Source organism: Allochromatium vinosum DSM 180 (assembly GCF_000025485.1).
In the GTDB taxonomy this organism is placed as follows: domain Bacteria; phylum Pseudomonadota; class Gammaproteobacteria; order Chromatiales; family Chromatiaceae; genus Thermochromatium; species Thermochromatium vinosum.
Map to the genome: position 1 here is coordinate 311873 of NC_013851.1, position 24261 is coordinate 336133.

Below are 24261 nucleotides of genomic sequence, written 5' to 3' on the forward strand. Positions count from 1 at the left end.
TGAAATCGGATGGCGGGCGGCTGGGATGGCCGTCCGCCGCTACGCTGTTACTCGGAGGCCGGACCTTTCTGGACCGCCAGATGCGCCAGTTGCTCATAGAGACTGAAGCGGGTGTCCACATGCTTCTGCGCCAGGTCGAGGAAGCGCTCGGCGGCCTCGGGATGGGTGCGGGTCAGCAGGCTGAAACGGGTCTCGGAGTTGATGAAGTCGCGATAGGGGACGCTCGGGGCCTTGTTGTCGACGAGGAGCGGATTCTCGCCGCGCGCGGTGCGTCGGGGATCGTAGCGCAGCAACGGCCAGTGCCCGGAGTTGACCGCCATGTCCTGCTGACGCAGGTTGTTGGACAGATCCACGCCATGGGCGATACAGGGCGAGTAGGCGATGATGATCGAGGGACCATCGTAGGACTCGGCTTCCAGGAAGGCGCGCACCGTCTGCACATCCTTGGCGCCGAAGGCGACCTGGGCGACATAGACGGTCTCATAAGCCATGGCCATCATGGCCAGATCCTTCTTGAAGGTTGGCTTGCCGCCGGCGGCGAACTTGGCCACGGCGCCGAGCGGGGTGGCCTTGGACTTCTGGCCGCCGGTGTTGGAGTAGACCTCGGTGTCGAGGATCAGCAGATTGACGTTGCGCCCGCTGGCGAGCACATGGTCGACGCCGCCATAGCCGATGTCATAGGCCCAGCCGTCGCCGCCGATGATCCAGACACTGCGCTTGACCAGTTGTTCAGCCAGCGCGAGCAGGGCACGGGCTTCGGCCGAGTCGATCCCGGCCAGCTTGGCCTTGAGCGCCGCGACCCGTTCGCGCTGTTCGTGGATACCGGACTCGGTCGACTGATCGGCGTTCAGCAGCCCATCGGCCAGCGTCTCGCCGATCCGGCCCGCCAGCCGCGCCACCAGCTCGCGTGCCTGTTCGGCCTGCTTGTCGACCGCCAGTCGCAGCCCCAGACCGAATTCGGCGTTGTCCTCGAACAGTGAGTTGTTCCAGCTCGGGCCGCGTCCTTCCGCATTGGTCGTGTAGGGAGTGGTCGGCAGGTTGCCGCCGTAGATCGACGAACAGCCGGTGGCGTTGGCGATCAGCATCCGGTCGCCGAACAGTTGGGTCGCCAGCTTGATATAGGGCGTCTCGCCGCAGCCGACGCAGGAGCCGGAGAACTCGAACAGCGGCTGCATCATCATGGCGTGCTTGATCTTGGTCGCGTCGAGCTGGGTGCGGTCGTACTCGGGGAGCGTCAGGAAGAAATCCCAGTTGAGCTGCTCGGCGGGCTGGATCTCTCCGGCCTCGACCATGTCGAGCGCCTTGTGATCCGGATTGGTGCGATCGCGGATCGGGCAGACCTCGGCGCACAGACCGCAACCGGTGCAGTCGTCGGGCGCGATCTGATAGCTGACGCGATAGCCCTCGGGGAAGTCCTTGCCCTTGATAGCTGCGTGCTTGAAGCTTGCTGGCGCCCCATTGGTCAGCGCCGCCGGATAGACCTTGGCGCGGATCGCCGCGTGCGGGCAGACCAGCGGACACTTGCCGCACTGGGTGCAGAGGTTCTCGTCCCACTTGGGCAGTTGCAGGGCGAGCTGGCGCTTCTCGAACCGCGTAGTACCGGTCGGCCAGGTGCCGTCTGCGGGCATCAGGCTCACCGGGAGCTGATTGCCGTGGCCGGCCATGAGCGTGGCCGTGACCCGGCGCACGAACTCGGGCGCGGCGTCTGGAACCACGGGCGGTCGATCGAAAGTACTCGTGACCTGTGCCGGAACCTGGACTTGATGCAGTCCGGCGAGCGCGGCGTCGATGGCCTGATAGTTGCGATCGAGCAGCGCCTGACCCTTCTTGCCGTAGGTCTTCTCGACCGCGTGCTTGATCTGGGTGATGGCCTCCTCGCGTGGCAGGACACCCGAGATGGCAAAGAAGCAGGTCTGCATGATGGTGTTGATACGCCGGCCCATGCCGGTCGCCGCCGCGATGCCGTAGGCGTCGATGACGTAGAAGGTCAGCCCCTTGTCGATGATGGTGCGCTGCATCCGTTTGGGCAGGTCGTCCCAGACCCGATCCGGCGGGGTGTGCGAGTTGAGCAGAAACACGGCGCCTGCACGCGCCTTGTCGAGCATGTCGTAACGGGTCAGGAAGGTCGGCTGATGACAGGCGACGAAATTGGCCTCGTTGTCGCCGATCAGATAGGTGCTCTTGATCGGATTGGGGCCGAAGCGCAGATGGCTGATGGTCACGGCGCCGGCTTTCTTGGAGTCGTACTCGAAATAGCCCTGACCGTGGTTGGGCGTCTCCTCAGCGATGATCTTGATCGAGTTCTTGTTGGCCGAGACGGTGCCGTCCGAGCCGAGGCCATAGAAGACGCAGGCGGTCACGCCCTGGATCGCGTCGGCCTTGAAGTCAGGATCCCAGGCGAGGCTGGTGTGGCCCACGTCGTCGAGGATGCCGACCGTGAAGGGATTCTTCGGGGTCTCCTGGGCCAGCTCGTCGAAGACCGCCTTGACCATCGCAGGCGTGAATTCCTTGGAACCCAGACCATAGCGTCCGCCGATGACGCGCGGCATGGTCGACAGTTCGCCGGCTGAGAAGGCGCGGGCGAGTGCGGTGGTCACGTCTTTGTAGAGTGGCTCGCCGTCGGAGCCGGGTTCCTTGGTGCGATCGAGCACGGCGATCCGGCTGGCACTGGCGGGCAGAGCGGCGATCAGGGCCGAGGCATCGAAGGGCCGGAACAGCCGGATCTTGAGCAGCCCGACCTTTTCGCCGCGCGCGGTCAGATGCTCGACCGCTTCCTCCGCTGCGCCCAGTCCCGAACCCATCAGCATCACCACGCGCTCGGCATCGGGTGCGCCGACGTACTCGAACAGCCGGTACTGACGACCGGTCAGGGCGGCGAAGCGGTCCATAACGCCCTGCACGATGGCGGGCGCGGCGGCGTAATAAGGATTGACCGTCTCCCGCCCCTGGAAATAGACGTCCGGGTTCTGCGAGGTACCGCGCAGCTTGGGATGATCCGGGTTCAGGGCGCGCTCGCGATGGGCCTTGACCAGCTCCTCGTCGATCAGGGCGCGGATGGTCTCGACCGGCAGCCGCTCGATCTTGTTGACCTCGTGCGAGGTGCGGAAACCGTCGAAGAAGTGCAGGAAGGGCAGGCGGCTTTCGAGCGTCGCAGCCTGGGCGATGAGCGCGAAGTCCATCACTTCCTGTACCGAACCGGCGCACAGCATGGCATATCCCGTGGCGCGACAGGCCATGACGTCCGAGTGATCGCCAAAGATCGACAGGGCTTGAGCCGCGAGCGCGCGCGCCGAGACATGGAACACCGTCGGGGTCAGTTCGCCCGCGATCTTGTACATGTTCGGGATCATCAGCAGCAGGCCCTGCGAGGCCGTGAAGGTGGTCGCCAGCGATCCGCCCTGGAGCGCACCGTGGATGGCCCCCGCCGCGCCGCCCTCACTCTGCATCTCGACGACATCGGGGACCGTGCCCCACAGATTCTTGACGCCCAGCGAGGACCATTCGTCGGCCCATTCGCCCATGTTGGAAGAGGGCGTGATGGGATAGATGGCGATGACCTCGTTGGTCAGGTGCGCCACGTAGGCGGCGGCCTCGTTGCCGTCGAGTGTGACCAGGCTGTTGTGCGACATCGGACTGTCCATTTGGGTGGTTGGAACGGGATGACCGCGATGCGGAATGCCAAGCGCGGCACTCAGAGCCAAACTATAGACCGAAAACAGGCGGCGTTGGTGACGGCTCGCGCCGCGCGGCGGTACGAATCGACGTTATCCTGATCGAGATCAAGTGGGCGTGAGACAGGTTTTGAGCGATGATCCGGGCTGGGGTTCAAATCTTGGGGGACGGAATCGAGTGAATACCGCTTCGGCGAGCACAGACAAAGGGGCGTGTAAGCGCCTGCGCGTGCGGCCCATGTGTCAGGCGGATCTGGACGCAGTGCTCGCGGTCGAGTACGCCGCCTACGCCTTTCCCTGGAGTCGTGAGATCTTCGAGGACTGTCTGAAGGCCGGCTACAACTGTTGGCTGGGCGAGATCGACGCGACCATCGTTGCGCATGGTGTGATGTCGGTTGCGGTCGGCGAATGCCAGATCTTCAATCTCGGCGTCCACCCCGACTGGCAGGGGCGCGGGCTGGGGCGTCAGATGCTGCGTCATCTGCTGCGGCTGGCGCGCCGGCGCGAGGCCGAGACGGCCTTTCTGGAAGTGCGCGTCTCGAACACAGCGGCACTGGCGCTCTATCGTGCCGAGGGATTCTGTGAGGTCGGTCGGCGGCGCCATTACTACCCCGCGCCCAATGGGCGCGAGGATGCGCTCGTTCTGGCACTCGAATTGATGACAGTTGGTCCAGGGTCTTGAGCTACACTCGGTCGTCGTTCGATGGGCAGGCGTCGCAATCGGATCGAAGAAACAGAGCGCACAAGGCGCTTATCCGGCAGATAGTAGCGAAACAGCCGATCATAGGTCAGGATCTGCATCCCCTCGCACTGCGCCTGAGCGATCAAAGGGATCTTTGTGATGTGAGGAGAAATCGAGGACGGCTTGAGCATGAAGCAGCGTGATGTTGAGCCAGCCGAATCCCTGTGCACCAATATCCTTGACGACCCGGCACGTGGGCACCTCAAGGTGATAGGTGGTGAGCTACAACCTCCGGGGACTTGACAGGTGTGCAGTCCCGGGATGAGGCGGCGCGCTTTATTCTGACCAACGTGCGGGTTTGAACTTCAGGCGACGCACCGATTCCATGACGAGTTTAATTGAATTAGCGTCCACATTCGTTGTAAAGTTTACGCGCAAAAATTACACACTTCAGCGCATTTTCATGCCACGACAACGCTGAAGCCGACGCGCAGGCTTGTCATCCTCAACCAATGCAGGAACGCATCATGGCAACCTATTACTTCAGTAAGATCACTAATGGTCAGACCCTGACGTTCACCCCTGGGTCGGACATTCTGCAATTCGATGACGACACCATCAGCGCCGGCTTAGGCTCGGTCACCCAGGTTCAAACCGATCTGCTCTTCAGCTACGGCGGCAAGACCTTCACGCTCAAAAACGTCGTGCTTGGACAGTTGACCATGAGCAACGTCAAGTTCAAAAACGGCAGTCTGTTACTGGTGGGCGACAACACCACCGACATCGCCAAGGATGAGTTGAACAACCCCCTGACCGGCGCGGCCCAGTCGGATTTTCTGCATGGCCTGGGCGGTAACGACACGCTCGACGGCAAGGCGGGCGCGGACATTATGATCGGCGGCGATGGTGCGGACACCTACATCGTTGATAACGATAGCGATCAGGTCAACGAGACCAATGCTTCGACTGGACTTGATCAATGGGATACGGTCAAATCGTCTGTCAGCTACACGCTCGGCGCCAATGTCGAGCAGTTGAACCTGACTGGCGCCACCGCCATCAATGGCACCGGCAACACCCTCAAAAATGTGCTCATCGGCAACAGCGCCGCCAATCGGCTCGATGGCGGCAAGGGCGACGATCGCATGGAAGGCGGTAACGGCAACGATACCTATGTCGTTGACAGTACAAAAGATGAGGTTATTGAAACCTCGGCCCTAGCGGCCGGCGGCGTGGATACCGTCGAGTCCTGGATCAGTTATACCCTGACCGCGAATGTCGAGAACCTTCTGTTGCTGGGCACCGCCAACAACAGCGCGACCGGCAACACCCTGAACAACCGGCTGACGGGCAACAGCGGCTCCAATCGGCTCGATGGCGTCACGGGTGCCGACACCATGGAGGGCGGCGACGGTCAGGACGTCTATGTCGTCAACAGCGCCGACGACGTGGTTATCGAGACTAATACCTCCACGTCCTCCCTACAGATCGATCTGGTCGAGGCGAGTCTCAGCTACACCCTGACCGCCAATGTCGAATGGCTCCAGCTGATGGGGACGACGAGCATCAACGCCACCGGCAACACCGGCGACAACCTCCTCATCGCCAATGTCGGCAACAATGTCTTCGACGGTGTAAGCGGCAACGATACGGTGTCCTATTCGCTCTCCTCGCCGTACATCGCCTCCATCAACCCCAAATCGAGCATCAATCAGAGCGCCAACCCGGCCCTGGCGGGGGTCAAGGTCTCGCTGGCGGTCACGGGTGCACAGGCCACCATCGGCTCGGGCATGGATAAGCTCAACAACATCGACAACCTGATCGGCAGCCGCTTCAACGACCAGCTGACCGGTAATAGCAGCGCCAATATTCTCGACGGCGGACTGGGCGCCGATGTCCTGATCGGCGGCGACGGCAACGACATCTACTATGTCGATGGCAACGATACGGTGATCGAGACCAACGCCTCCAAGACCCAGAGCGATACCGTGCGCTCGATCGTGAGTTATGTGCTGGGTGCCAATCTGGAAAAACTGGAGTTGATCGGGAGTGACAACATCCACGGCACTGGCAACGAACTGCAAAATACGATCATCGGCAATGACAAGGACAATCTGCTTGATGGCGCCGGCGGTGCGGACCGGCTGGAGGGCGGCAAGGGCAACGACACCTATCTGGTCGACGGCTTCGACACCGTGATCGAGGCCGGCAGTGCCGGAACAGACACCATCATGACCGAGGTCGGCATCCTCAACAACACCCTGCCGACCAATGTCGAAAACCTGCTGCTGCTGGGTTCGGTCAACCTGACCGGCAAGGGCAATACCCTGGCGAATGTCATCTACGCCAATGTCGGGGACAACCTGCTCGACGGCGTTAAAAACACGTCCTCCTCGTCTAAAGACACCCTGTCTTACGAGTTTGGGGCCACGGCGGGCGTACGGGTGAATCTGTCGCTGCTCGGCTCCGCTCAGAATACGGGCGGCTCCGGGACCGATACCCTGGTCGGCGACAGTTTTCACAATCTCACGGGGAGCTACTACAACGATATCCTGCAGGGAACGACCAGTGACAATGTGCTCAATGGATTGGGCGGCAGCGATACCGTCTCTTATGAGAACAGCGCCACCGGCAGCGTGATCATCAATCTGAACCTCTCGACCCGCCAAAATACACTCGGCTCCGGCGGGGACACGCTGCTATCGATCGAAAACATCACGGGCAGTACCTTCGATGACACCATCATCGCCAGCTCCGGCAATAATATTATGGATGGTGGTCTGGGCAGCGATACCGTCTCCTATGTCAAGAGCGACGGTCTGGTTGCGGTCAATCTCGCTGTCACAACGGCTCAGAACACCGGCGGTTCCGGGAAGGACACCCTGATCAAGATCGAGAATCTGATCGGCAGTAACTACAACGACAGTCTGACCGGCAACACCGGCGCGAATCGACTCGATGGCGGCAAGGGTGCGGACGCACTCAAGGGTGGCGCGGGCGATGATGTCTATGTCGTCGACAATGCCGGCGATGTCGTGACCGAGGCATTCAGCCAAGGCAACGATACTGTGCAGTCGTGGATCAATCTCACCTTGGGTGGCAACATCGAGAATCTTGAATTGATGTACGATAAGAGCTTGGGCGACGCCAATAATCCCAAGACAGGCACGGGCAACACACTCAACAACACGCTGACCGGAAACGCTCTCAGCAACACCCTAAGCGGTCTTGGCGGCAACGATGTGCTCGATGGCGCCGGCGGACAGGACAGCCTGACCGGTGGAGGGGGAGCGGATCGCTTCGTCTTCAGTGTGGTCACCGATACCTCGGCTTCTATGCCGGATGTCATCACGGACTTTACTCGCTCCCAAAGCGACAAAATCGATCTCTCGCTCGCCACCTTCTACGAAGGGGTCTTCAAGTTCGTCGGCATTAAAGCCTTCAGCGGCGTCTCAGGTGAGCTGCGTTATCAGACCCTGAGCAACAAAACACTAATCACGGGCGACACCAATGGCGACAAGGTTGCCGATTTTGCCATTGAGCTGACAGGCGCAATCGCCATGCAGGCTAGCGACTTCGTGCTCTAGTCGCCTGTCGCCAAACCACGCCGATCCTCCCGCAAGGCCGCTGGGGAGAATCGGCGAACAACGCGTAGCTGGACGGCCCAAGGTCGTCATAAGCGGCTCGGCTGCCGGTCTAGTGCGGTCGGCAGCCGATATTGCCATCTGACTTGATATGCATTCTACCCACCCTTGATTTGGCTTTTTGCGTGCGGGGCGCAACCAAAAGGTCATGTATGGTTATCACGTTGAGCTGCTATAGACGCATAGCGGCATCAAGGTCGGCAGGATCAACGCCACAAATCGCGTATAGCTCACCAGGCTGGGGAACTCGCGGCGGGCGTGTTGGCTCAGGTACAACAGATAGAACGCTTTGAAGGTTGCGGTACTGGGATTGATGGAAGACGATCAGGATCGTCAGAATCTCGCTGAGCCTCAAACGCCTGGCCCGCGGCCGACCTCGCTGCCCGCTGGTCAGGAGTTGGCGGTGCCACACCGGCAAAAACACTTGGCAGAAATCATCTACATCGCAGTACACGGCTTCAAAATCGATCATGGCGGCTCTTCGGGGCCTCAGGGTGGTCTCCTGAAACCTGAGCTGGTTTCGCCCCCAAGAGTCGCCGCCCTTATCCAGAACTCGCGTTAAGGTTATGGTCATTGTGTCTGGATCATCCGGGTTTCACTTCAACGAATGAATCCGATCAGCGTTGTGCTGGAATCTGAACACCGGTGCCTGTGCTGCTTACCCAATCAAGCGGTTCGGACCGTGTCGAGCAGTTTGATGAAATTGCGCTTGGCTCTGTAACGCGCACGCAATCCCTCCACATACTCCCTGAACTCCGGCAGGCGCTCCTGTTGCTTCATCAGCTCGCCGACGCGCCGGATCAGTTTGACGGCCTCTTCGTAGGCGCGGCTGTTGGTCTGCTCGATCGTGGGCTGGATGATTCGGCGATAGAGCTTCATGGCCTCGTCCGGCTGCCCGGCTTCCAGCTGACCGGCGAGCCGGATCAGCAGTCGAGAGTCACAGGTACCGCGTCCGACGGCTTCCAGCCCTGCTTCGGGATCCTCTTCCCAGAGCGCGATCTCGACCCGCGACGAATAGTCAGGTTCCGAAGTCCGGGGCCGCCATCGACTGGTCTTGGCGGCCTCGGTCTGGATGTATTCCTCCAGCCGCTTCAGCGCCCGCTCGCGCTGCTCCGGCCAGATGCCAAGCCGTTCGGCGACCGCCTTGAGTTTCTGATAGCATGAGAGTTCGGGCTGCTCATCGAACTGCACCCAGGTCAGGGCGAGCGCCTCGTCCCGGCGTCCGCGCTCCAGATAGGCCGCGACCAGGAAGTCACGCAGACGGTTGCTGGTGTTCTCAGGAAAGGCCGCCAGGCCGCGCTCTGCCCATTCCAGGGCGCGTTCCGGTTCCCCGGCCTGGGTCCAGATCTCGGCGATGTCCAGATAGCTGTAGGAGGAATCGAGATCCCGTGCGCGTATGGCGACCAGTTCCTCGACATTGCCGTCGAGTCTGGCCAGACACTCCATCAGGCGCTTGAGACGCGCGTACTGCGGGTCGTAGCGTCCTGCGTCCGGTGGGGACAGGTCGCGCCACTGGGCCTCGACCAGTTCGCGATAGCGTTTGAGACCGCGTTCGCCGAGCGCCTCGCTGTAGGTGTCCGGGCTGAAGCTGACGAACTGCAAATCCTGGCGCCCTTCGAGCCGAAACAGTCGCTCGGCCAATTCGACCGGATCGGGCGGCGCGAGCCGGCAGGCTTTCTGGTGCAGCTCACCCAGACGTTCGACGACCTCGACGCCTGCGCCCTCCTCGTCATCCTCAATGTGCTGCATAGCCTTTTCCGCGCGTTCGATGGCGTGCTCGGTCAAGTCGATCAGCAGGGTGGCGCTCTGCGGTTCGAGCAGTTCCTCCAGTGCGTCGATCACGGCGCCGAGATCCTCGGCGAACTCCTCGGCGCTCTGCCAGTCGTCTTCAGCGCCACGGGTCGCCTCATCGATCGCACGTCGAAAGCGCTTGGCTTGATCGCTTCCCGATCGTCCGCGTTCGGCCTTGAGCAGGAGCGACTGATAAAGCCGGTCGTCGCGCCGGGCGATCTCCATGAGCCGGGAGACGAGCGTCTCTTGCGGTTGGGTCTCCAGATAGGACTGAATGAGTTTCCAGGGATCCGTAGGCGTCCGCGAGACAGCCGTCCCGTCCTCGTCGTCGACATCCGGCCGATCCGCCGCGCCGCCGATCCAGGCCAGACCGACCGCGACACAGTGCTTGCAGAAGTAGCCATCGGCCGCGTGCGGACAGGTGCAGTCATAACCCAGTTGGCCGCCGTCGTCCCAGAGTTCGACCTGATAGACCTCGGTGCCCTGGACCCTGGCTTTGATCCGGTCACCCATCACCCGCACCCGACCGACCGCGTTGCCCGAGAAATAGCTCTCGCCACGCCAGAAGACCTTGCTGCCGGCCAGATCCATCAAATTGTCGACCGTGATGACAGTATCGAGCATGGCGATGACTTCCGAACGGGTTTCAGACCCGCTTCACCCCGCAGCCATAGCGGTCGATCCCGACCTCGGCGGCGGTGACGGCGCGAAAGATCGCGCGCCCCTTGTTCATGGTCTCCTGCCATTCGGACTCAGGCACCGAGTCGGCGACGATGCCGGCACCGGCCTGGATGTGCAGGGTGCCGTCCTGGATGACGGCGGTGCGGATGGCGATCGCCGTGTCCATGTTGCCGTTCCAGGACAGATAGCCGACCGCGCCCGAATAGATGCCGCGCTTGACCGGCTCCAGCTCGTCGATGATCTCCATGGCGCGGATCTTGGGCGCGCCCGAGACGGTTCCGGCGGGGAAGGTGGCGCGCAGCACGTCGATGGCGCTCAGGCCCTCCTTGAGCCGGCCGATGACGTTGGAGACGATGTGCATCACATGCGAATAGCGCTCGACGATCATCCTGTCGGTCAGGCGCACGCTGCCGATCTCGGAGACGCGCCCGGTGTCGTTGCGTCCGAGATCGATCAGCATCAGATGCTCGGCCAGTTCCTTGGGGTCAGCCAGCAGCTCGGCTTCGAGCGCCTGATCCTCGGCCTCGGTGTGACCGCGCCGTCGGGTGCCGGCGATCGGACGCACCGTGACCACGCCGTCTTCCAGCCGGGTCAGGATCTCGGGCGAGGAACCGACGATCTGGAAGTCGGCCAGATCCAGGAAGTACATATAGGGCGAGGGATTGAGCCCGCGCAATGCTCGGTAGAGATCGAGCGGCGGCGCACCGAAGGGGATCGAGAGCCGCTGCGAGAGCACCACCTGCATGCAGTCGCCGGCGAGGATGTACTCCTTGATGCGCTCGACGGCCTCCTTGAACGCGGACTCGGTGAAACCCGAGACGAAATGCGATTCCTCGACCTCGCGCGGCGGGTTGCTCTGACCATTGGGGATCGGCTGACGCATCATGGCGTTGAGCGCACCGATACGCGCCTCGCCGGCTTCCAGTGTGTCCCCGGCGGTCGGGTCCAGGTGCACGATGATGTAGAGCCGCCCGCTGAGGTTGTCGAACACGACCACCTCGTCCGAAACCATCAGCAGGATATCGGGCGTGCCGAGCTGATCGGGATTGGGGCAGACCGCGAGCTTCGGTTCGATATAGCGGATGGTGTCATAGCCGAAATAGCCGACCAGACCGCCGGTGAAGCGCGGCAGACCTTCGATCTCGGCGACCTGGAACCGGCTCTGGTACTGCTCGATCCAGGCCAGCGGATCGGCACTCTCGGTCGACTCGATCACCTGACCATCGCGCTCGACCTGGATCTGACGACCGCGGATCTTGATGACGGTGCGTGCCGGCAGGCCGATGATGGAGTACCGGCCCCATTTCTCGCCGCCCTGCACCGACTCGAACAGATAGGAATATGGCCCCTTGGCCAGCTTGAGATAGACACTCAGCGGGGTTTCGAGGTCGGCGAGCACCTCGCAGGCGACTGGAATGCGGTTGTAGCCCTGCTCGGCGAGGGCGTTGAAGGTCTTGGGGGTCATCGGGATCTCCGGACGCTGGGAAAGGACTGGGGTTATGAACGCGACCTCAGCGTCGCCATCGCCAGGATCTCATGTCCCCTCCTAGAGTCCGATCGAACCGGAATCCCATCGTCTGCCTGCTCCTGATCCTGCGGTCCTCAGCTCGCCAGCAGCTCGCGCAGCTCGACGAACGAATCGATCACCGCGTCCGGGTCGGACTCGCGGATATCGACTCCGTGGTTGTAGCCGTAGCTGGTACAGATGATCTTGAACCCGGCCGCGCGTGCCGCGTTCACATCGCTCACCGAGTCGCCGATCATCAGCGACGCCTCCGGCTTGACGCCGAAATGACCGGCGGCATGGATCAACGGCAGCGGATCGGGCTTCTTGCGCGGCAGAGTGTCGCCGCTGATGACGATGCCGAAGAAGTCATGGATCCCGAGATGCTGGAGCAGCGGCTCGGTGAAGCGCGCGGCCTTGTTGGTGACGCAGCCGAGCGGATAGCCCGCGTCCCGCATGAACTCCAGTCCTTCGCGCACGCCCGGATAGATCTGCGAACGGTTGAAGGTGTTCTCGGCGTAGAGTTCGAGAAAGATCGGATAGGCGCGCTGATAGTCGGTCTCGTCCGGCTCGCCGTCGAGCCGACCGATCAGGGCGCGGCGCACCAGACGCTCGATCCCGTTGCCCACCCAGGTGCGCACGGCCGCCTCGCCGCGCGCCGGGCGCCCGAGCCGCGCCATCATGGCGTCGACGCAATAGGTCAGATCCGGAACACTGTCGACCAGGGTTCCATCGAGGTCGATCAGGATCATTTTCGGCTGCAACAGCGACATGGACACGGACTCCGGAATCGAGCGGGCAGGATCAGCGATCGACACGGGCGAGTGCGCGCCGCATTTCGGCGACGATGCTGTCGTAACGATTGGGGTCGGAGTCGCGGCCCTGGCCGAAGAGGCCCGAGCCGGAAACGAAGGTGTCGGCCCCGGCCGCCTTGATCTCGGCGATGTTGTCGGCCTTGACGCCGCCGTCGATCTCCAGCCGGATGTCGAGTCCCGAGTCGTCGATGATCTCGCGCACCTCGCGCAGCTTGTCGAGCGCCGTGGGGATGAAGCTCTGACCGCCGAAGCCGGGGTTGACCGACATCAGCAGGATCATGTCGACCTTCTCCAGTACATAGTCGAGATAGGTCAGGGGCGTGGCCGGGTTGAACACCAGACCGGACTTGCAGCCTGAGTCGCGGATCAGTTGCAGTGTGCGGTCGACGTGCTCGCTCGCTTCCGGATGGAAGGTGATGTAGGTCGCACCCGCCTTGGCGAAGTCGGGGATGAGGCGGTCGACCGGCTTGACCATCAGATGCACATCGATGGGGGCCGTGACGCCATGCTTGCGCAGCGCCTCGCACACCAGCGGGCCGATGGTCAGGTTGGGAACATAGTGGTTGTCCATGACATCGAAGTGCACGATGTCGGCCCCTGAAGCGAGGACGTTGTCTACTTCTTCGCCGAGCTTGGCGAAGTTCGCCGAAAGGATGGACGGTGCGATCAGATCAGCCGGCATGGTGTGTCCTCCAGATGAACCCGGCTCGGTCCGAACACCAGTGCCAGGATCAGGATATTTGTGTTGTGGATGAGGATGATCGGAAAGTCGTCAACTCTACCCCATGCCGAGCCGTTTTTCACTCGCGCTGAAGCACGTCCGGCCCTCCGTCCGAGCGCATGGCTCGGCGTCCGTCTGTCGCCCGGAACCATTGAACTCGACAGCGACGGCATTTAGGTTTCTAATTTTTCTCAGTTTTCGGAATTCCACCACTGGAGGGCAACCGCCATGCAATACAGACGTCTCGGCCGTTCGGACATCGACGTGAGCGCACTCTGTCTGGGCACCATGACCTTCGGACAGCAGAACAGCGAGTCCGAGGCCCATGCTCAACTGGATCTGGCGCTCGCCGTCGGGATTAATTTCATCGACACGGCCGAGATGTATCCGGTGCCGCCCATGGCCGAGACTCAGGGCCTGACCGAGACCTACATCGGCACCTGGCTCAAGTCACGCGGCTGTCGGGATCGGGTGGTGCTGGCGACCAAGGTCGCGGGGCCGGGCGACTGGCTGCCGCACATTCGGGGCGGGACGAACCGGCTCGACCAGCCCAATATCGAGGCGGCGATCGACGCCAGCCTCAAGCGGCTCCAGACCGATTGGATCGATCTCTACCAGCTCCATTGGCCGGATCGCCGGACCAATTTCTTCGGTAAGCTCGGTTATGAGCCGGTCGACGACAGCGACAGCGTGCCGCTACTGGAGACGCTCGAAGTGCTGGCCGATCTGGTCAAGGCCGGCAAGGTGCGTCAGATCGGGGTCTCCAACGAGACGCCCTGGGGGCTGATGCGCTATCTGGCACTTGCCGAACGGCACGACCTGCCGCGCATGGTCAGCATCCAGAACCCTTACAACCTGCTCAACCGCAGCTTCGAGGTCGGTCTGGCCGAGATCGCCATTCGCGAGCCGTGCGGGCTGCTGGCCTATTCGCCGCTGGCCTTTGGTGTGCTCTCAGGCAAGTATCTCAACGGCCAGCGCCCGGCTGACGGACGTATCACCTTGTTCGAGCGCTTCAGTCGCTACTCCAACGGCGAGGCTGAGCGCGCGACCGCTGAGTACGTCGCCCTGGCCGAGCTGCATGGTCTGGATCCGGCACAGATGGCGCTGGCCTGGGTCACGAGTCGGCCCTTCGTCACGGCCAACATCATCGGGGCTACGACGCTCACGCAGTTGGAGAGCAACATCGGCAGTCTCGACCTGACGCTCGACGATGCAGTGATCGCCGGGATCGAATCGATCCACACCAAGCAGCCGAATCCGGCGCCTTGAGACTGGGTGCTGTCAGTGGAGGAGGGTACGCATGGCGTACCCTGTGCGGGCTTCAACTACCCTGTTGAGGTGTGCTCAACACCTTGAGATCGACTCGCGCGATGCCGCGATCGACGATGCCGAGTTCCTTGGCTGCTTCCTTGGAGAGATCGACGATGCGGCCCTTGGCAAAGGGGCCGCGATCGTTCACTCGAACGATGACACTGCGGCCGGTCCGGGTATCCGTGACACGGATCTTGGTGCCGAGCGGTAAGGTTCTGTGTGCAGCGCTCAGACGGCGTTTGTCGTAGACCTGTCCGCTGGCGGTTTTGCGACCGTGCAGACTGTCGTGATAGAAGGAGGCAATGCCTTTCTGGACATGACCGATTCCGCTATTGGCCGTGGCACTGCTGGCGAAGGGCAGAAGCCCCGCCAGCAGGCCGGCTGTGATGAGCGTCTTCTTCATGGAGCCAACCTCTTGTTTTCGAAGGGCGCGCCGAAACGATGAGACGCGATAAAACCCTTCTCTGACTTAAGAAAGGCGCCAGTCTAGGTGAAAACCCTATATGGGGTAAACCCTGAATCGGCCGGGAATATCGATTAGTGTATGAATCGGTCTGTCATGCCTCCCGGCTCACAGGTTGATCCACTCCATTGGCCTCCCGGCAATCCATGTCCGACATCGGACCGACCAGATTGGCCGACAGATGCGTCCAGGCACTCATCAGCGACACCAGTACCGTCGCCAGATAGGGAATGGCCTGCACCACCAGCACCGCGACCCAGATGCGCACGTCGAGCATGAAGGCATCATCGCGCTGCATCACCGACACCGCCGCAAACAGGAAGGCAAAAGCCAGCAGTGCCTCCTCGCGCGCATCGGCCAGGGCACGGATCACCGCCGGCGCCTCGGCCATCTTGGGCGTGCGGAAGAAGCCGAGCTTGCCCGTCACCAAGCCCCCGAACATGGCGCGCGCGATGGTGTGCGAGAGCGCCAGCCCCGCCAGCCCGGCGGCCAGACTCTGACGCAGCGTGGCCGTGACCCGGCGCCGGTACAGGAACAGGCTCTTCGACATCTTGAACAGGAACAGCACCAGCGGCACCAGGGCGATGGTCATATAGGGCGGGGTGATGGTGTCGGGAGCCATGACCATGGCCACCGACCAGGCGAGCGCGGCGAAGTTGAACAGCAGATTGAAGCCGTCGGCGAACCAGGGCAGCCAGCCGGCGACGAAGTGATAACGCTGACCGAGCGAAAGCGAGGTACCCCGCAACCCGAGCAGTTCGCGCCGATGGTGCAGCAGGATACGCACCGCGCCATAGGCCCAGCGGTAGCGCTGCTTGCGGAAGTCGGCGAAGGTGTCCGGCATCAGACCCTGACCATAGGTGCAGGGGATGTAGAGCGCCTTGTGACCACCCTCGAACAGCCGCAGACCGAGTTCCGCGTCCTCGGTGATGCACCACTCGGCCCAGCCGTCGACCGCGTCGAGCGTCTGGCGTCGGATCATGGTCATGGTGCCGTGCTGGATGATGGCGTTGCGCTCGTTGCGCGTGACCATGCCGAGATGGAAGAAACCGCGATACTCGGCCATGCACATGGCCTTGAAGGCATTCTGATGTGCGTCGCGATAGTCCTGCGGCGCCTGGACGATGGCCACCTCTGGATCGCCGAAGGCGGGCACCAGATGACGCAGCCATGGCGGCCGCACGATGTAGTCGGCGTCGATCACGGCCACGACGTCCGCGCGCGGATCTGTGTGGCGCAGGGCGAAGTTCAGCGCCCCGGCCTTGTAGCCGGCGAGCGGGTCGACATGGAAGAAACGGAAGCGCTCGCCGAGCCGGGCGCAATAATCGCGCACCGGCTCCCAGACGGCCGGATCCTTGGTGTTGTTGTCGATCACCAGCACCTCGAAGTGCGGATAATCGAGCGCGGCCAGGCCGTCGAGCGTTTCCTTGAGCAGTTCGGGCGGTTCGTTGTAAGCCGGAACATGCACCGAGACGAAGGGGAGTTGGTCATCGGGCACCGAGCGTAGCGGGAAGGGCCGGCGCCAGCGGCGCAACCAGACCGACTCGGCCCATTCGTGCGCCTCGGCCATCAGCAGCACGATCACGCCCACCCCGCCGATCAGCAGCAGCACGCCGACGATGGCCGTCGCCGGGGTCATGTACTGGCGCGTGTAGTCGTAGACGACCCACACGGCGGCTGTCGAGATGGCATAGGTGATGAGCGCCAGGAAGCTCTTGCCGCGCTTGGAGAGCGTCGAGCTGTCGCGATAGAGGAAGGCCAGCAGCAACACGCCCATGACCACCGACAGCCCGGCCAGCTCACGCCACTGCGGGATGCGCACCACGGGTTCGGTGAAGTCGAACTTGGGTTCGCGGTTGGTATCGTAGACGCCCCAGTAGGTGCCGGTCGCGCCCTCGGTCCTGAGCTTCCAGGGCTGATCGAACGCCTCCATGACGTAATAGACATAGTGCTCGGACTCGGCGGCGGCCAGGAAGCGGCGCAGGAAGCGGGTCTGATTGGCCAGGGACGCCTCGGCACCGCGATTGCGCCGTCCGTTGCTCGGCCAGCCGACCTCGCCGATGATGATCGGTTTGTTCGGATAGGCCTCCTTGACCTGGTTGTAGCGACTGATGGCGTAGTCGACCGCCTGATCCAGCGGTACGCCCTCCCAGTAGGGCAGCAGATGGATGGTGATGAAATCCACATGCTCGACCAGCGTGGGATACTTGAGCCAGACGTGCCAGGGTTCGGCGGTGCTGACCGGCAGCCAGGTGAACTGGCGCACCCGATCCAGATACTCGACCAGCTCCATGACCTCGACGTCGTCGCGCAGGATGGCCTCGTTGCCGACTATGACCCGCACCAGATTGCGATACCCCTTGGACAGGATCTCGCGCAGACGCCCGAGTTCGGCCTCGTTGGCCTCGGGATCGTCGCCGATCCAGGCACCGAGCGTGACGTTCAGGTCGTACTGGGCGGCCAGTCGCGGGATCTCGGCCAGAGTGCTCTCGACGGTGTAGGAGCGCACGGCATGGGCACGGCCCTTGAGCAGGGCCAGATCGGCGTCGATGTCCTCGACCGAGGGAAAGCGTTTCTGGCTCGGGTCGTCGTCGGCGCGCATGGGCGAGAAGGAGAAGCCCTGGATACGGGTCGGCCAGGCCGGTTCCTCGTTGGGGCGGTTCAGGATCCACCAGGCCGAGATCGTGAGGACAGCGATCAGGATCGGGATGACGAAGTTGACGGAGCGATTCATGGGGATGTGTCAGTGGTGGACTATGGGCTGGTGTGTGACCGTGTTTGCCAGGTGTCGGCGAGCGGTCGTACCGAACGTGCGGCGCAGCGACTCGGAAGGCGTGAGCAGGACGATCGGGGCGTATCCGGACGGCCGCGTCGGATCAACGGTGCAGGGTTTGGCATGAGCAGCAAGCGGTGAGATCCATAGGCAGTCTTGATCGGATGAGGCATCGGAGGCGGTCTCGAACCGGAGGAGGTATGACCCCCGATCGGCGATGGGCTATGATAGCTCGGTCCTTGGGTTTTGGATGCGCCGAGGATTAAGGATTGATGGTTTGGGTCGTGCCTGTTTGGAATCCGCAGTCAAACCTCAATAGATAAGGAGTATGGCAATGTGTCGTGTAATGCCTGGACGGTCATTGGTGCTGGCCACGCTCTTGATGATGGCCGCGAACGTATCGGCTGCGTGGACGACGATTTCAGCGAGCTCTTTTACCGACGAAGATGGCATCGAGCGTTTTCCGGCCTGCTCGCAGGGGGACACGTTTTCGTTCTTCGTCGACGAACCCGAGAGTGCTGAGGGGCTGCTGCTGTATTTTGCCGGTGGCGGAGCCTGTTGGGACGCTGCAACCTGTGTCGGCTCGGCTCAGACCGACAGCCCGACCTACTATGGATCGATTTGGGAGACGGCGGAATCGCTCGATGCCCTCTCGGCAGACGTGGATGGTTCGGGCGCAGGCGGTATCCTCACGACGAGACTCGACAATCCCTATGCCAGATTCGTCAAGGTCTACATTCCCTATTGCACAGGAGATGTGCATATAGGCTCGAGTGATACGAACTATGATTACACCTTGCCGTCTGAATCCGGAGTGCAAACAGCGCCGTCTAGCCGTACGATCCACCATCGCGGGTTCGACAACCTGCTTGCGGCTTTAACCTGGATTCGAAGCAATCTCTCGGTCGATGATTTCAGCGAAATCACGGTAGCCGGTTCGAGTGCCGGCGGCTACGGTGCGCTATTGAATTTTCCGGTGATTCGTGAGTCTCTCGGCGCCGAGGGAGCTGACTACTCGATCATCATCGATTCTTCGAATGGTGTGCTGACGAATGGTTTTGTGGATCGGGCGTTCGGGCCGTCCAAGACGGATCCAGGTGTCTGGAATGCCAGGCAAAATCTCCACCCATCGTTAGCCGCAATCCCAGACCTCGATGCCAGTTCACTCTGGGTGACGGCGATCAAGACCGTTGCACGTCGCTATCGCGATACCCGTCTATCACAGTCGACCGCCGCCTACGATCTCGTGCAGTCGATCGTCTACTGGACGATGAAAGCGGTGGATCAGGGAACCTATGATCCCTTCGTGGAGCCAACTCAGAACGAGCTTCTGCGCTTGGATCTCTTGGAGTGGAGTCCGAAAGCACGTTGGGCGATGGTGAGTACCGCGCTACAGGCTCCCAACTACCGATATTATCTCGGGGCGGGTCAGGGGCATATACATCTGCTCCTGGACGAGGCGTCTTCTCTCTTTCCGACGACCAATTACTTCGAGGAAGATTCGGCAATGGGTGTGCTTTATACAAATTGGCTACACGATATGCTGTATAACAATCGTTTTCTGATAACGGATTGGCGGAATCTGACCTGCTTCCCAAACTGTCTCTAGCTTCAATCGATCCGGCCTACCCTAAACGGCAGGCCGGATTCTGCCTCGCCTTCGGTCAGAATGTTCGCGGCCATTCTGGTCTATCTGAACAAAAGTTAAGCAGTCGTCAATCTTGACGCAAGGTTCAATCCTGATACTGCGCGTCGAGCGCGGTGGATGTGGGTTCTTCGTCACTGCTGCACTGATGACGGCTTGAACGCATGACAGAGAGGGCACCAAGACGATGCACATTCTGCTGGTCGAGGACGATCCGCAAATGGCCGACTATCTGCGCAAGGCACTCATCGAGGCGGGTGCCGTGGTCGATCGCGCGGCCGATGGACGCGAGGGCTTGCTGATGGCCGCCGGCAGCGACTATGACGTCCTCATCCTGGATCGTATGCTGCCCGGACTCGACGGGCTGGCGATCGTGCGAACCCTTCGCGCCTCGGGCAATCGTACCCCGGTGCTGTTCCTGAGCGCGCTCGGCGATGTCGACGATCGGGTCGAGGGGCTGCGCGCCGGGGGCGACGACTATCTCATCAAACCCTTTGCCTTCTCTGAACTCCAGGCGCGCGTCGAGGCGCTGCTGCGGCGCGGCGCGGCCGAGGCTCCCGAGACCCGTCTGCGCGTGGGCGATCTGGAGATGGATCTGCTCAAGCGCGAGGTCACGCGCGCGGGTCAGTCCATCCAACTCCAGCCGCGCGAGTTCCGGCTCCTGGAGTGCCTGATGCGCCACGCCGGACGGGTCGTCACCCGCACCATGCTGCTCGAACAGGTCTGGGACTATCACTTCGACCCCCAGACCAACGTCATCGACGTCCACATCAGCCGCCTGCGCGGCAAGATCGACAAAGACTTCGATCCGCCGCTGTTGCAGACGGTGCGCGGCGCCGGCTACCGGTTGCAGGCCGGGTGAGGGTCTCGGCCCTGGTCAGGCGTCTGCGCGCGCGCGTGGCGCGCGTGGCACGTGGTTCCATCTTTCGGCTGGCGCTGCTCTATGTGCTGTTGCTTGCCGGCTCGTTGGGTATCCTACTTGGCTTCATCTACTGGTCCACCGCCGGTTACATGGGTCGTCAGACCACAGAGACCATCGAAGCCGAGATCCGCGGTCTGGCCGAGCAGTATCGCCGCCGTGGGCTGGTTGGCCTGACAACGCTCATCAGCGAACGGGTGGCGAGCGATCCGGTCGGGGCGAGCGTCTATCTGCTGGTCGACGAGCGCTTCGAGCGCGTCGTCGGCAATCTGGATCGCTGGCCGTCCGAATCGCCCGATGCCAACGGCTGGATTCGTTTCCGGCTGCGCGAATGGGGTACGGATCACACCGACGAGCACGAGGCGCGCGCTCAGGTCTTTCTGTTGCGCAGTGGGTTGATGCTGCTGGTCGGGCGCGACATCCGCGATCTGGAGGCGACCCGTCATCTGATCCTGGATGCCCTGACCTGGGGGTTGGCGATCACGCTGGCCCTGGCACTCGCGGGCGCCTGGCTGATGGGGGCGAGCCTGACTCGGCGTCTGGAGGCGATCAACCTGACCAGCCGCGAGATCATGGAGGGCGATCTGACGCGGCGTATCCCCTTGAGCGGCAGCGGCGACGACTTCGACCGGCTCGCCGATGGACTCAACCGGATGCTGGAGCGCATCGAGGCGCTCATGGCCAGCGTGCGCCAGGTCTCAGACAACATCGCCCATGATCTGCGCACACCCCTGACCCGGCTGCGCAACAAGCTCGAACTGCTCGCTGCCGCCCTAGCCGAGTCGAGCGAGTCACGTCTGCTGGCCGAGGAGGCGATCGCCGATGCCGAGGAGCTGCTCGCGACCTTCAACGCCCTGCTGCGCATCGCACGCCTGGAGTCCGGCAGCCGGCGCGCGGCCTTTGGCCCCGTCGATCTGGTACCGCTGATCGAGGATCTGGTCGAACTCTACGAACCGCTGGCCGCCGAGCGCGAGCAGCGGCTCGACTGGACGGCCGGAGCGTCCTCGATCGTGGTCGAGGGCGATCGCGATCTGCTGTTCCAGGTCATGGCCAATCTGGTCGACAACGCCATCAAATACACTCAGCCCGGCGGCCACATCCAGCTCGCGGTCGATTCGGCGGGTGGGCAGGCGCGGGTGCTGGTTGCCGACGATGGTCCAGGTATCGCCCCCGAGTTCCGTGAACAGGTGTTCAGGCGTTTCTTCCGTGTCGACGACAGCCGTGCCACGCCGGGCAGCGGGCTGGGGCTGAGTCTGGTGCAGGCCGTCATCGCACTCCACCGCGCGCACATCGAACTCTCGGACAATGAGCCGGGGTTGCGGGTGAGTCTGAGTTTCGGTCGCTCGCCTCAATAGGCTCCGCTCAGACCATCCTGCTGATTGCCCCAGGGACGTCCGAGGAACAGATAGAGCGCGCCATTGCCGCTGTCGGCCTGACCATAACCGAGATAGAGCGGCCCGATGAAGGTGTCGGCGCCGACGAAGAGACTTCCGCCGAGGCGCAGACTGTCCCAATCGATGTCGCTACGCCGGTTCCAGACGTTGCCGACCTCCAGCGAGCCGCCGGCATAGGTCTTGACGAGGCCAGTACCCAGATCGCGCAGATAGATGGCGCGAACCAGACCGAGATTGGCACCCGAGAGTTCGTTCTGATTGAAGCCCGAAAGATTGAGGAAGCCGCCCAGCCGATAGTAGGACTGAGGCGGGGCCTCGCCGCCGAAGCTCCCGGCCAGTGTCATCCCGGTCAGCAGGCTGTTGCGGCCCCAGCTCTGGGCGTGTAGCCAGCTCAGGCTGCCCTGGTCGTAGTCGTGCGAGGCGCCCAGCTCGCCGCGCGAGGTGAGCACCTGCGCATCGAGTGACCAGCCGTGGCGAGGGAAGGTCAGGCTGTCGAGTTCGTCGACACTGAATCTCAGGCTCAGTTCGCCGGCATCGAAGTCATAGTCCGGATAGAAGGCGGCGCCGATGCGTTGCTCGGCGCGTCCGTCGAAGCGGGCATATCTCAATCCCAGGCGCCCCCAGGTGTCGAGGTTGCGTCCGAACTCCAGTGCGCCACCCGCACGCGTGAGCTGATATTCGGCGATCGGTTTGCTGTGAGCCTCGGGATCGAAGATCACCAGATTGTCGTTCAGATAGCCCAGGCCGGCCATCACATACCATTTCTCCAGGGGGTCGAGGGGCTGATAGAGGGCGGTGTAGAGGCCGGGTTCCTCACCCAGCTGGAGCTGGGTGCGCCATTCGCCGTTGAACGCATTGAGCGGTGCCATGGTGTAGGCCAGGCCGATGTTGAAGCGCGAATCGCCGCCCGTGGTCGAGGAAAATTCCAGCCCGCCCTGGAGCGAGCTGGTGCCCCAGGACTTTTCGCGCGCCGTGACCACCAGGGTGGCTTCGGCGTCGGTCTGATCCTCCAGGCGATAGCGCACCGACTCGAAGTTGTCCTGATCGTAGATGCTGGCCAGTTGATGCTCCAGGGCCGCCGGATCGAGCCGGTCGCCGGGTTCGACGTCCAGACGCTCACTGATGACGCGATCCGAGAGCCGCGAGTGGTTCTCGATGCGCACGGCGCGGATGGTCGGGCGTGTGTAAGGAGATCGCTGATGGCGTTCGCGATAGGCGGCATACTGGGCGCTCGGCAGGGCGAGCCGGGCCAGTTCGGGGCGTGCGTCCTCGGCGGCGCGCTCGCCGATGGCGATGGCCTGGAGCATCTTGCCGAAGTCGCTCGCCAGGACCTCGTGCCCGAGCGCCGGTGTGATCAGCAGATCACGTCCGCCGAGCGTGGCGATCTGCTCCTGGGTGTTGCGCCAGGTCACGAGACTGGCGATCTGGTCGAGCATGGTCAGGACGTTGGAGATCTCCTCGCGCTCGCGCCGCGGACCGCCGACGTCGACGGCGATGACGATGTCGGCGCCCATCTGGCGCACCACGCTCACCGGCATGTTCATCGCCAGCCCGCCGTCGACGAGCAGCCGGTCGCCGATCTCGACTGGCGCGAACACCGCCGGCACCGCCATGCTGGCGCGCATGGCCGTGGCCAGATCGCCCTCGCCGAGGACGACCGCTTCGCCGGTCACGACATCCGTGGCCACGGCGCGAAAGGGGATGCGCAGGTCGTCGAAATCCTGGATGCGGCTGGCCGGCAGGCTGTACTTGCGCAAGGCCAGCTCCAGCTTCTGGCCCTGGATGAGCGCCGGGACCAGATTCACCTTGCGCTCGCGTTCCTGCACGCCGGGTCGCGCCTTGACCAGATAGTTGCGATCCTCCAGCTTGCGGCGCATCCGCCGTTCCTCGCGTTCGGCCTCGTCCTGGAAGATGCCGTCCCAGTCGATCTCCTCGATGGTCTGTTCGATCTCGTCGGGTGAGAGCCCCATGGCATAGAGTCCGCCGACGATCGAGCCCATCGAGGTGCCGGCCACGTAGTCGACCGGAATGCCCAGTTCCTCGATGAGCTTGAGTACCCCGACATGGGCCGCGCCGCGCGCGCCGCCGCCGGAGAGCGCCAGTCCGATCTTGGGCCGCTCAGCCGCCTCGACCGGGGGCGCCGGGAGCGTGAGGACGGCGAGGACGATGAGCGACAGGGCCAGCCAGGGCCTGAAACTGGGCTTGATGAAGGACACGGGGCATCTCCATGGCTTGAGCGGTTGGCGG

The 24261-nt window shown here is 62.7% G+C and carries 14 protein-coding genes and 1 pseudogene; 6 read left to right on the forward strand and 9 right to left on the reverse strand.

All coding sequences use genetic code 11. The features are described 5' to 3' along the window. Positions 1-47: 47 nt before the first annotated feature. Entirely contained in the window at positions 48-3629 is a 3582-nt protein-coding gene (gene nifJ / locus ALVIN_RS01330; RefSeq protein ID WP_012969505.1) for a pyruvate:ferredoxin (flavodoxin) oxidoreductase, read from the reverse strand. A 280-nt stretch (positions 3630-3909) separates the two neighbouring features. Here nifJ and rimI point away from each other — a divergent pair, with 280 nt between their 5' ends. Beyond that, positions 3910-4353, forward strand: a complete 444-nt coding sequence (rimI, locus tag ALVIN_RS01335) for a ribosomal protein S18-alanine N-acetyltransferase (RefSeq protein ID WP_050750350.1) — start codon at positions 3910-3912, stop codon at positions 4351-4353. A 527-nt stretch (positions 4354-4880) separates the two neighbouring features. Further along, a complete protein-coding gene (locus ALVIN_RS16420) occupies positions 4881-7940 on the forward strand; it encodes a calcium-binding protein (RefSeq protein ID WP_012969507.1) in 3060 nt (1019 codons plus the stop codon). 222 nt (positions 7941-8162) lie between these two features. Here ALVIN_RS16420 and ALVIN_RS18370 read toward each other — a convergent pair. From ALVIN_RS18370 to rpe, 5 genes and pseudogenes are all read right to left on the reverse strand, one after another. Beyond that, positions 8163-8469, reverse strand: a pseudogene (locus ALVIN_RS18370) (IS982 family transposase); the annotation flags it as partial. Between the two features lie 194 nt (positions 8470-8663). Next, complete coding sequence (locus ALVIN_RS01350) at positions 8664-10412, reverse strand: SWIM zinc finger family protein (protein WP_012969508.1); 1749 nt, start codon at positions 10410-10412, stop codon at positions 8664-8666. 22 nt (positions 10413-10434) lie between these two features. Next, positions 10435-11934: an anthranilate synthase component I gene (gene trpE, locus ALVIN_RS01355; RefSeq protein WP_012969509.1), complete on the reverse strand. Its 1500-nt coding sequence runs from the start codon at positions 11932-11934 to the stop codon at positions 10435-10437. A 137-nt stretch (positions 11935-12071) separates the two neighbouring features. Continuing rightward, a complete protein-coding gene (locus ALVIN_RS01360) occupies positions 12072-12746 on the reverse strand; it encodes a phosphoglycolate phosphatase (protein ID WP_012969510.1) in 675 nt (224 codons plus the stop codon). Positions 12747-12777: 31 nt separating this feature from the next. Beyond that, positions 12778-13470, reverse strand: a complete 693-nt coding sequence (gene rpe / locus ALVIN_RS01365; RefSeq protein ID WP_012969511.1) for a ribulose-phosphate 3-epimerase — start codon at positions 13468-13470, stop codon at positions 12778-12780. 267 nt (positions 13471-13737) lie between these two features. Between rpe and ALVIN_RS01370 the strand changes: the two genes are divergently transcribed. Then, positions 13738-14778, forward strand: coding sequence for an NADP(H)-dependent aldo-keto reductase (locus tag ALVIN_RS01370; protein ID WP_012969512.1), 1041 nt, complete (start codon positions 13738-13740; stop codon positions 14776-14778). 52 nt (positions 14779-14830) lie between these two features. On the opposite strand, the gene ALVIN_RS01375 is transcribed toward ALVIN_RS01370, so the two are convergent. Together ALVIN_RS01375 and ALVIN_RS01380 are read right to left on the reverse strand one after the other, a co-directional pair. Beyond that, a complete protein-coding gene (locus ALVIN_RS01375) occupies positions 14831-15223 on the reverse strand; it encodes a septal ring lytic transglycosylase RlpA family protein (RefSeq protein WP_012969513.1) in 393 nt (130 codons plus the stop codon). Between the two features lie 154 nt (positions 15224-15377). Beyond that, a complete protein-coding gene (locus tag ALVIN_RS01380) occupies positions 15378-18017 on the reverse strand; it encodes a glycosyltransferase (protein ID WP_012969514.1) in 2640 nt (879 codons plus the stop codon). Between the two features lie 403 nt (positions 18018-18420). Here ALVIN_RS01380 and ALVIN_RS01385 point away from each other — a divergent pair, with 403 nt between their 5' ends. The 3 genes from ALVIN_RS01385 (at position 18421) to ALVIN_RS01395 (ending at position 21975) form a co-directional block, all read left to right on the forward strand. Further along, on the forward strand, positions 18421-19665 hold the full coding sequence (locus ALVIN_RS01385) for a pectin acetylesterase-family hydrolase (protein WP_190275516.1): 1245 nt from the start codon (positions 18421-18423) through the stop codon (positions 19663-19665). Between the two features lie 223 nt (positions 19666-19888). After that, a complete protein-coding gene (locus tag ALVIN_RS01390) occupies positions 19889-20563 on the forward strand; it encodes a winged helix-turn-helix domain-containing protein (protein WP_012969516.1) in 675 nt (224 codons plus the stop codon). After that, complete coding sequence (locus tag ALVIN_RS01395) at positions 20560-21975, forward strand: sensor histidine kinase (protein WP_012969517.1); 1416 nt, start codon at positions 20560-20562, stop codon at positions 21973-21975. Before ALVIN_RS01390 ends, ALVIN_RS01395 begins: the two co-directional genes overlap by 4 nt. Here ALVIN_RS01395 and ALVIN_RS01400 read toward each other — a convergent pair. Beyond that, positions 21969-24230: a patatin-like phospholipase family protein gene (locus ALVIN_RS01400; RefSeq protein ID WP_012969518.1), complete on the reverse strand. Its 2262-nt coding sequence runs from the start codon at positions 24228-24230 to the stop codon at positions 21969-21971. The two genes, ALVIN_RS01395 and ALVIN_RS01400, sit on opposite strands and share 7 nt — an antisense overlap. Positions 24231-24261: the final 31 nt, after the last annotated feature.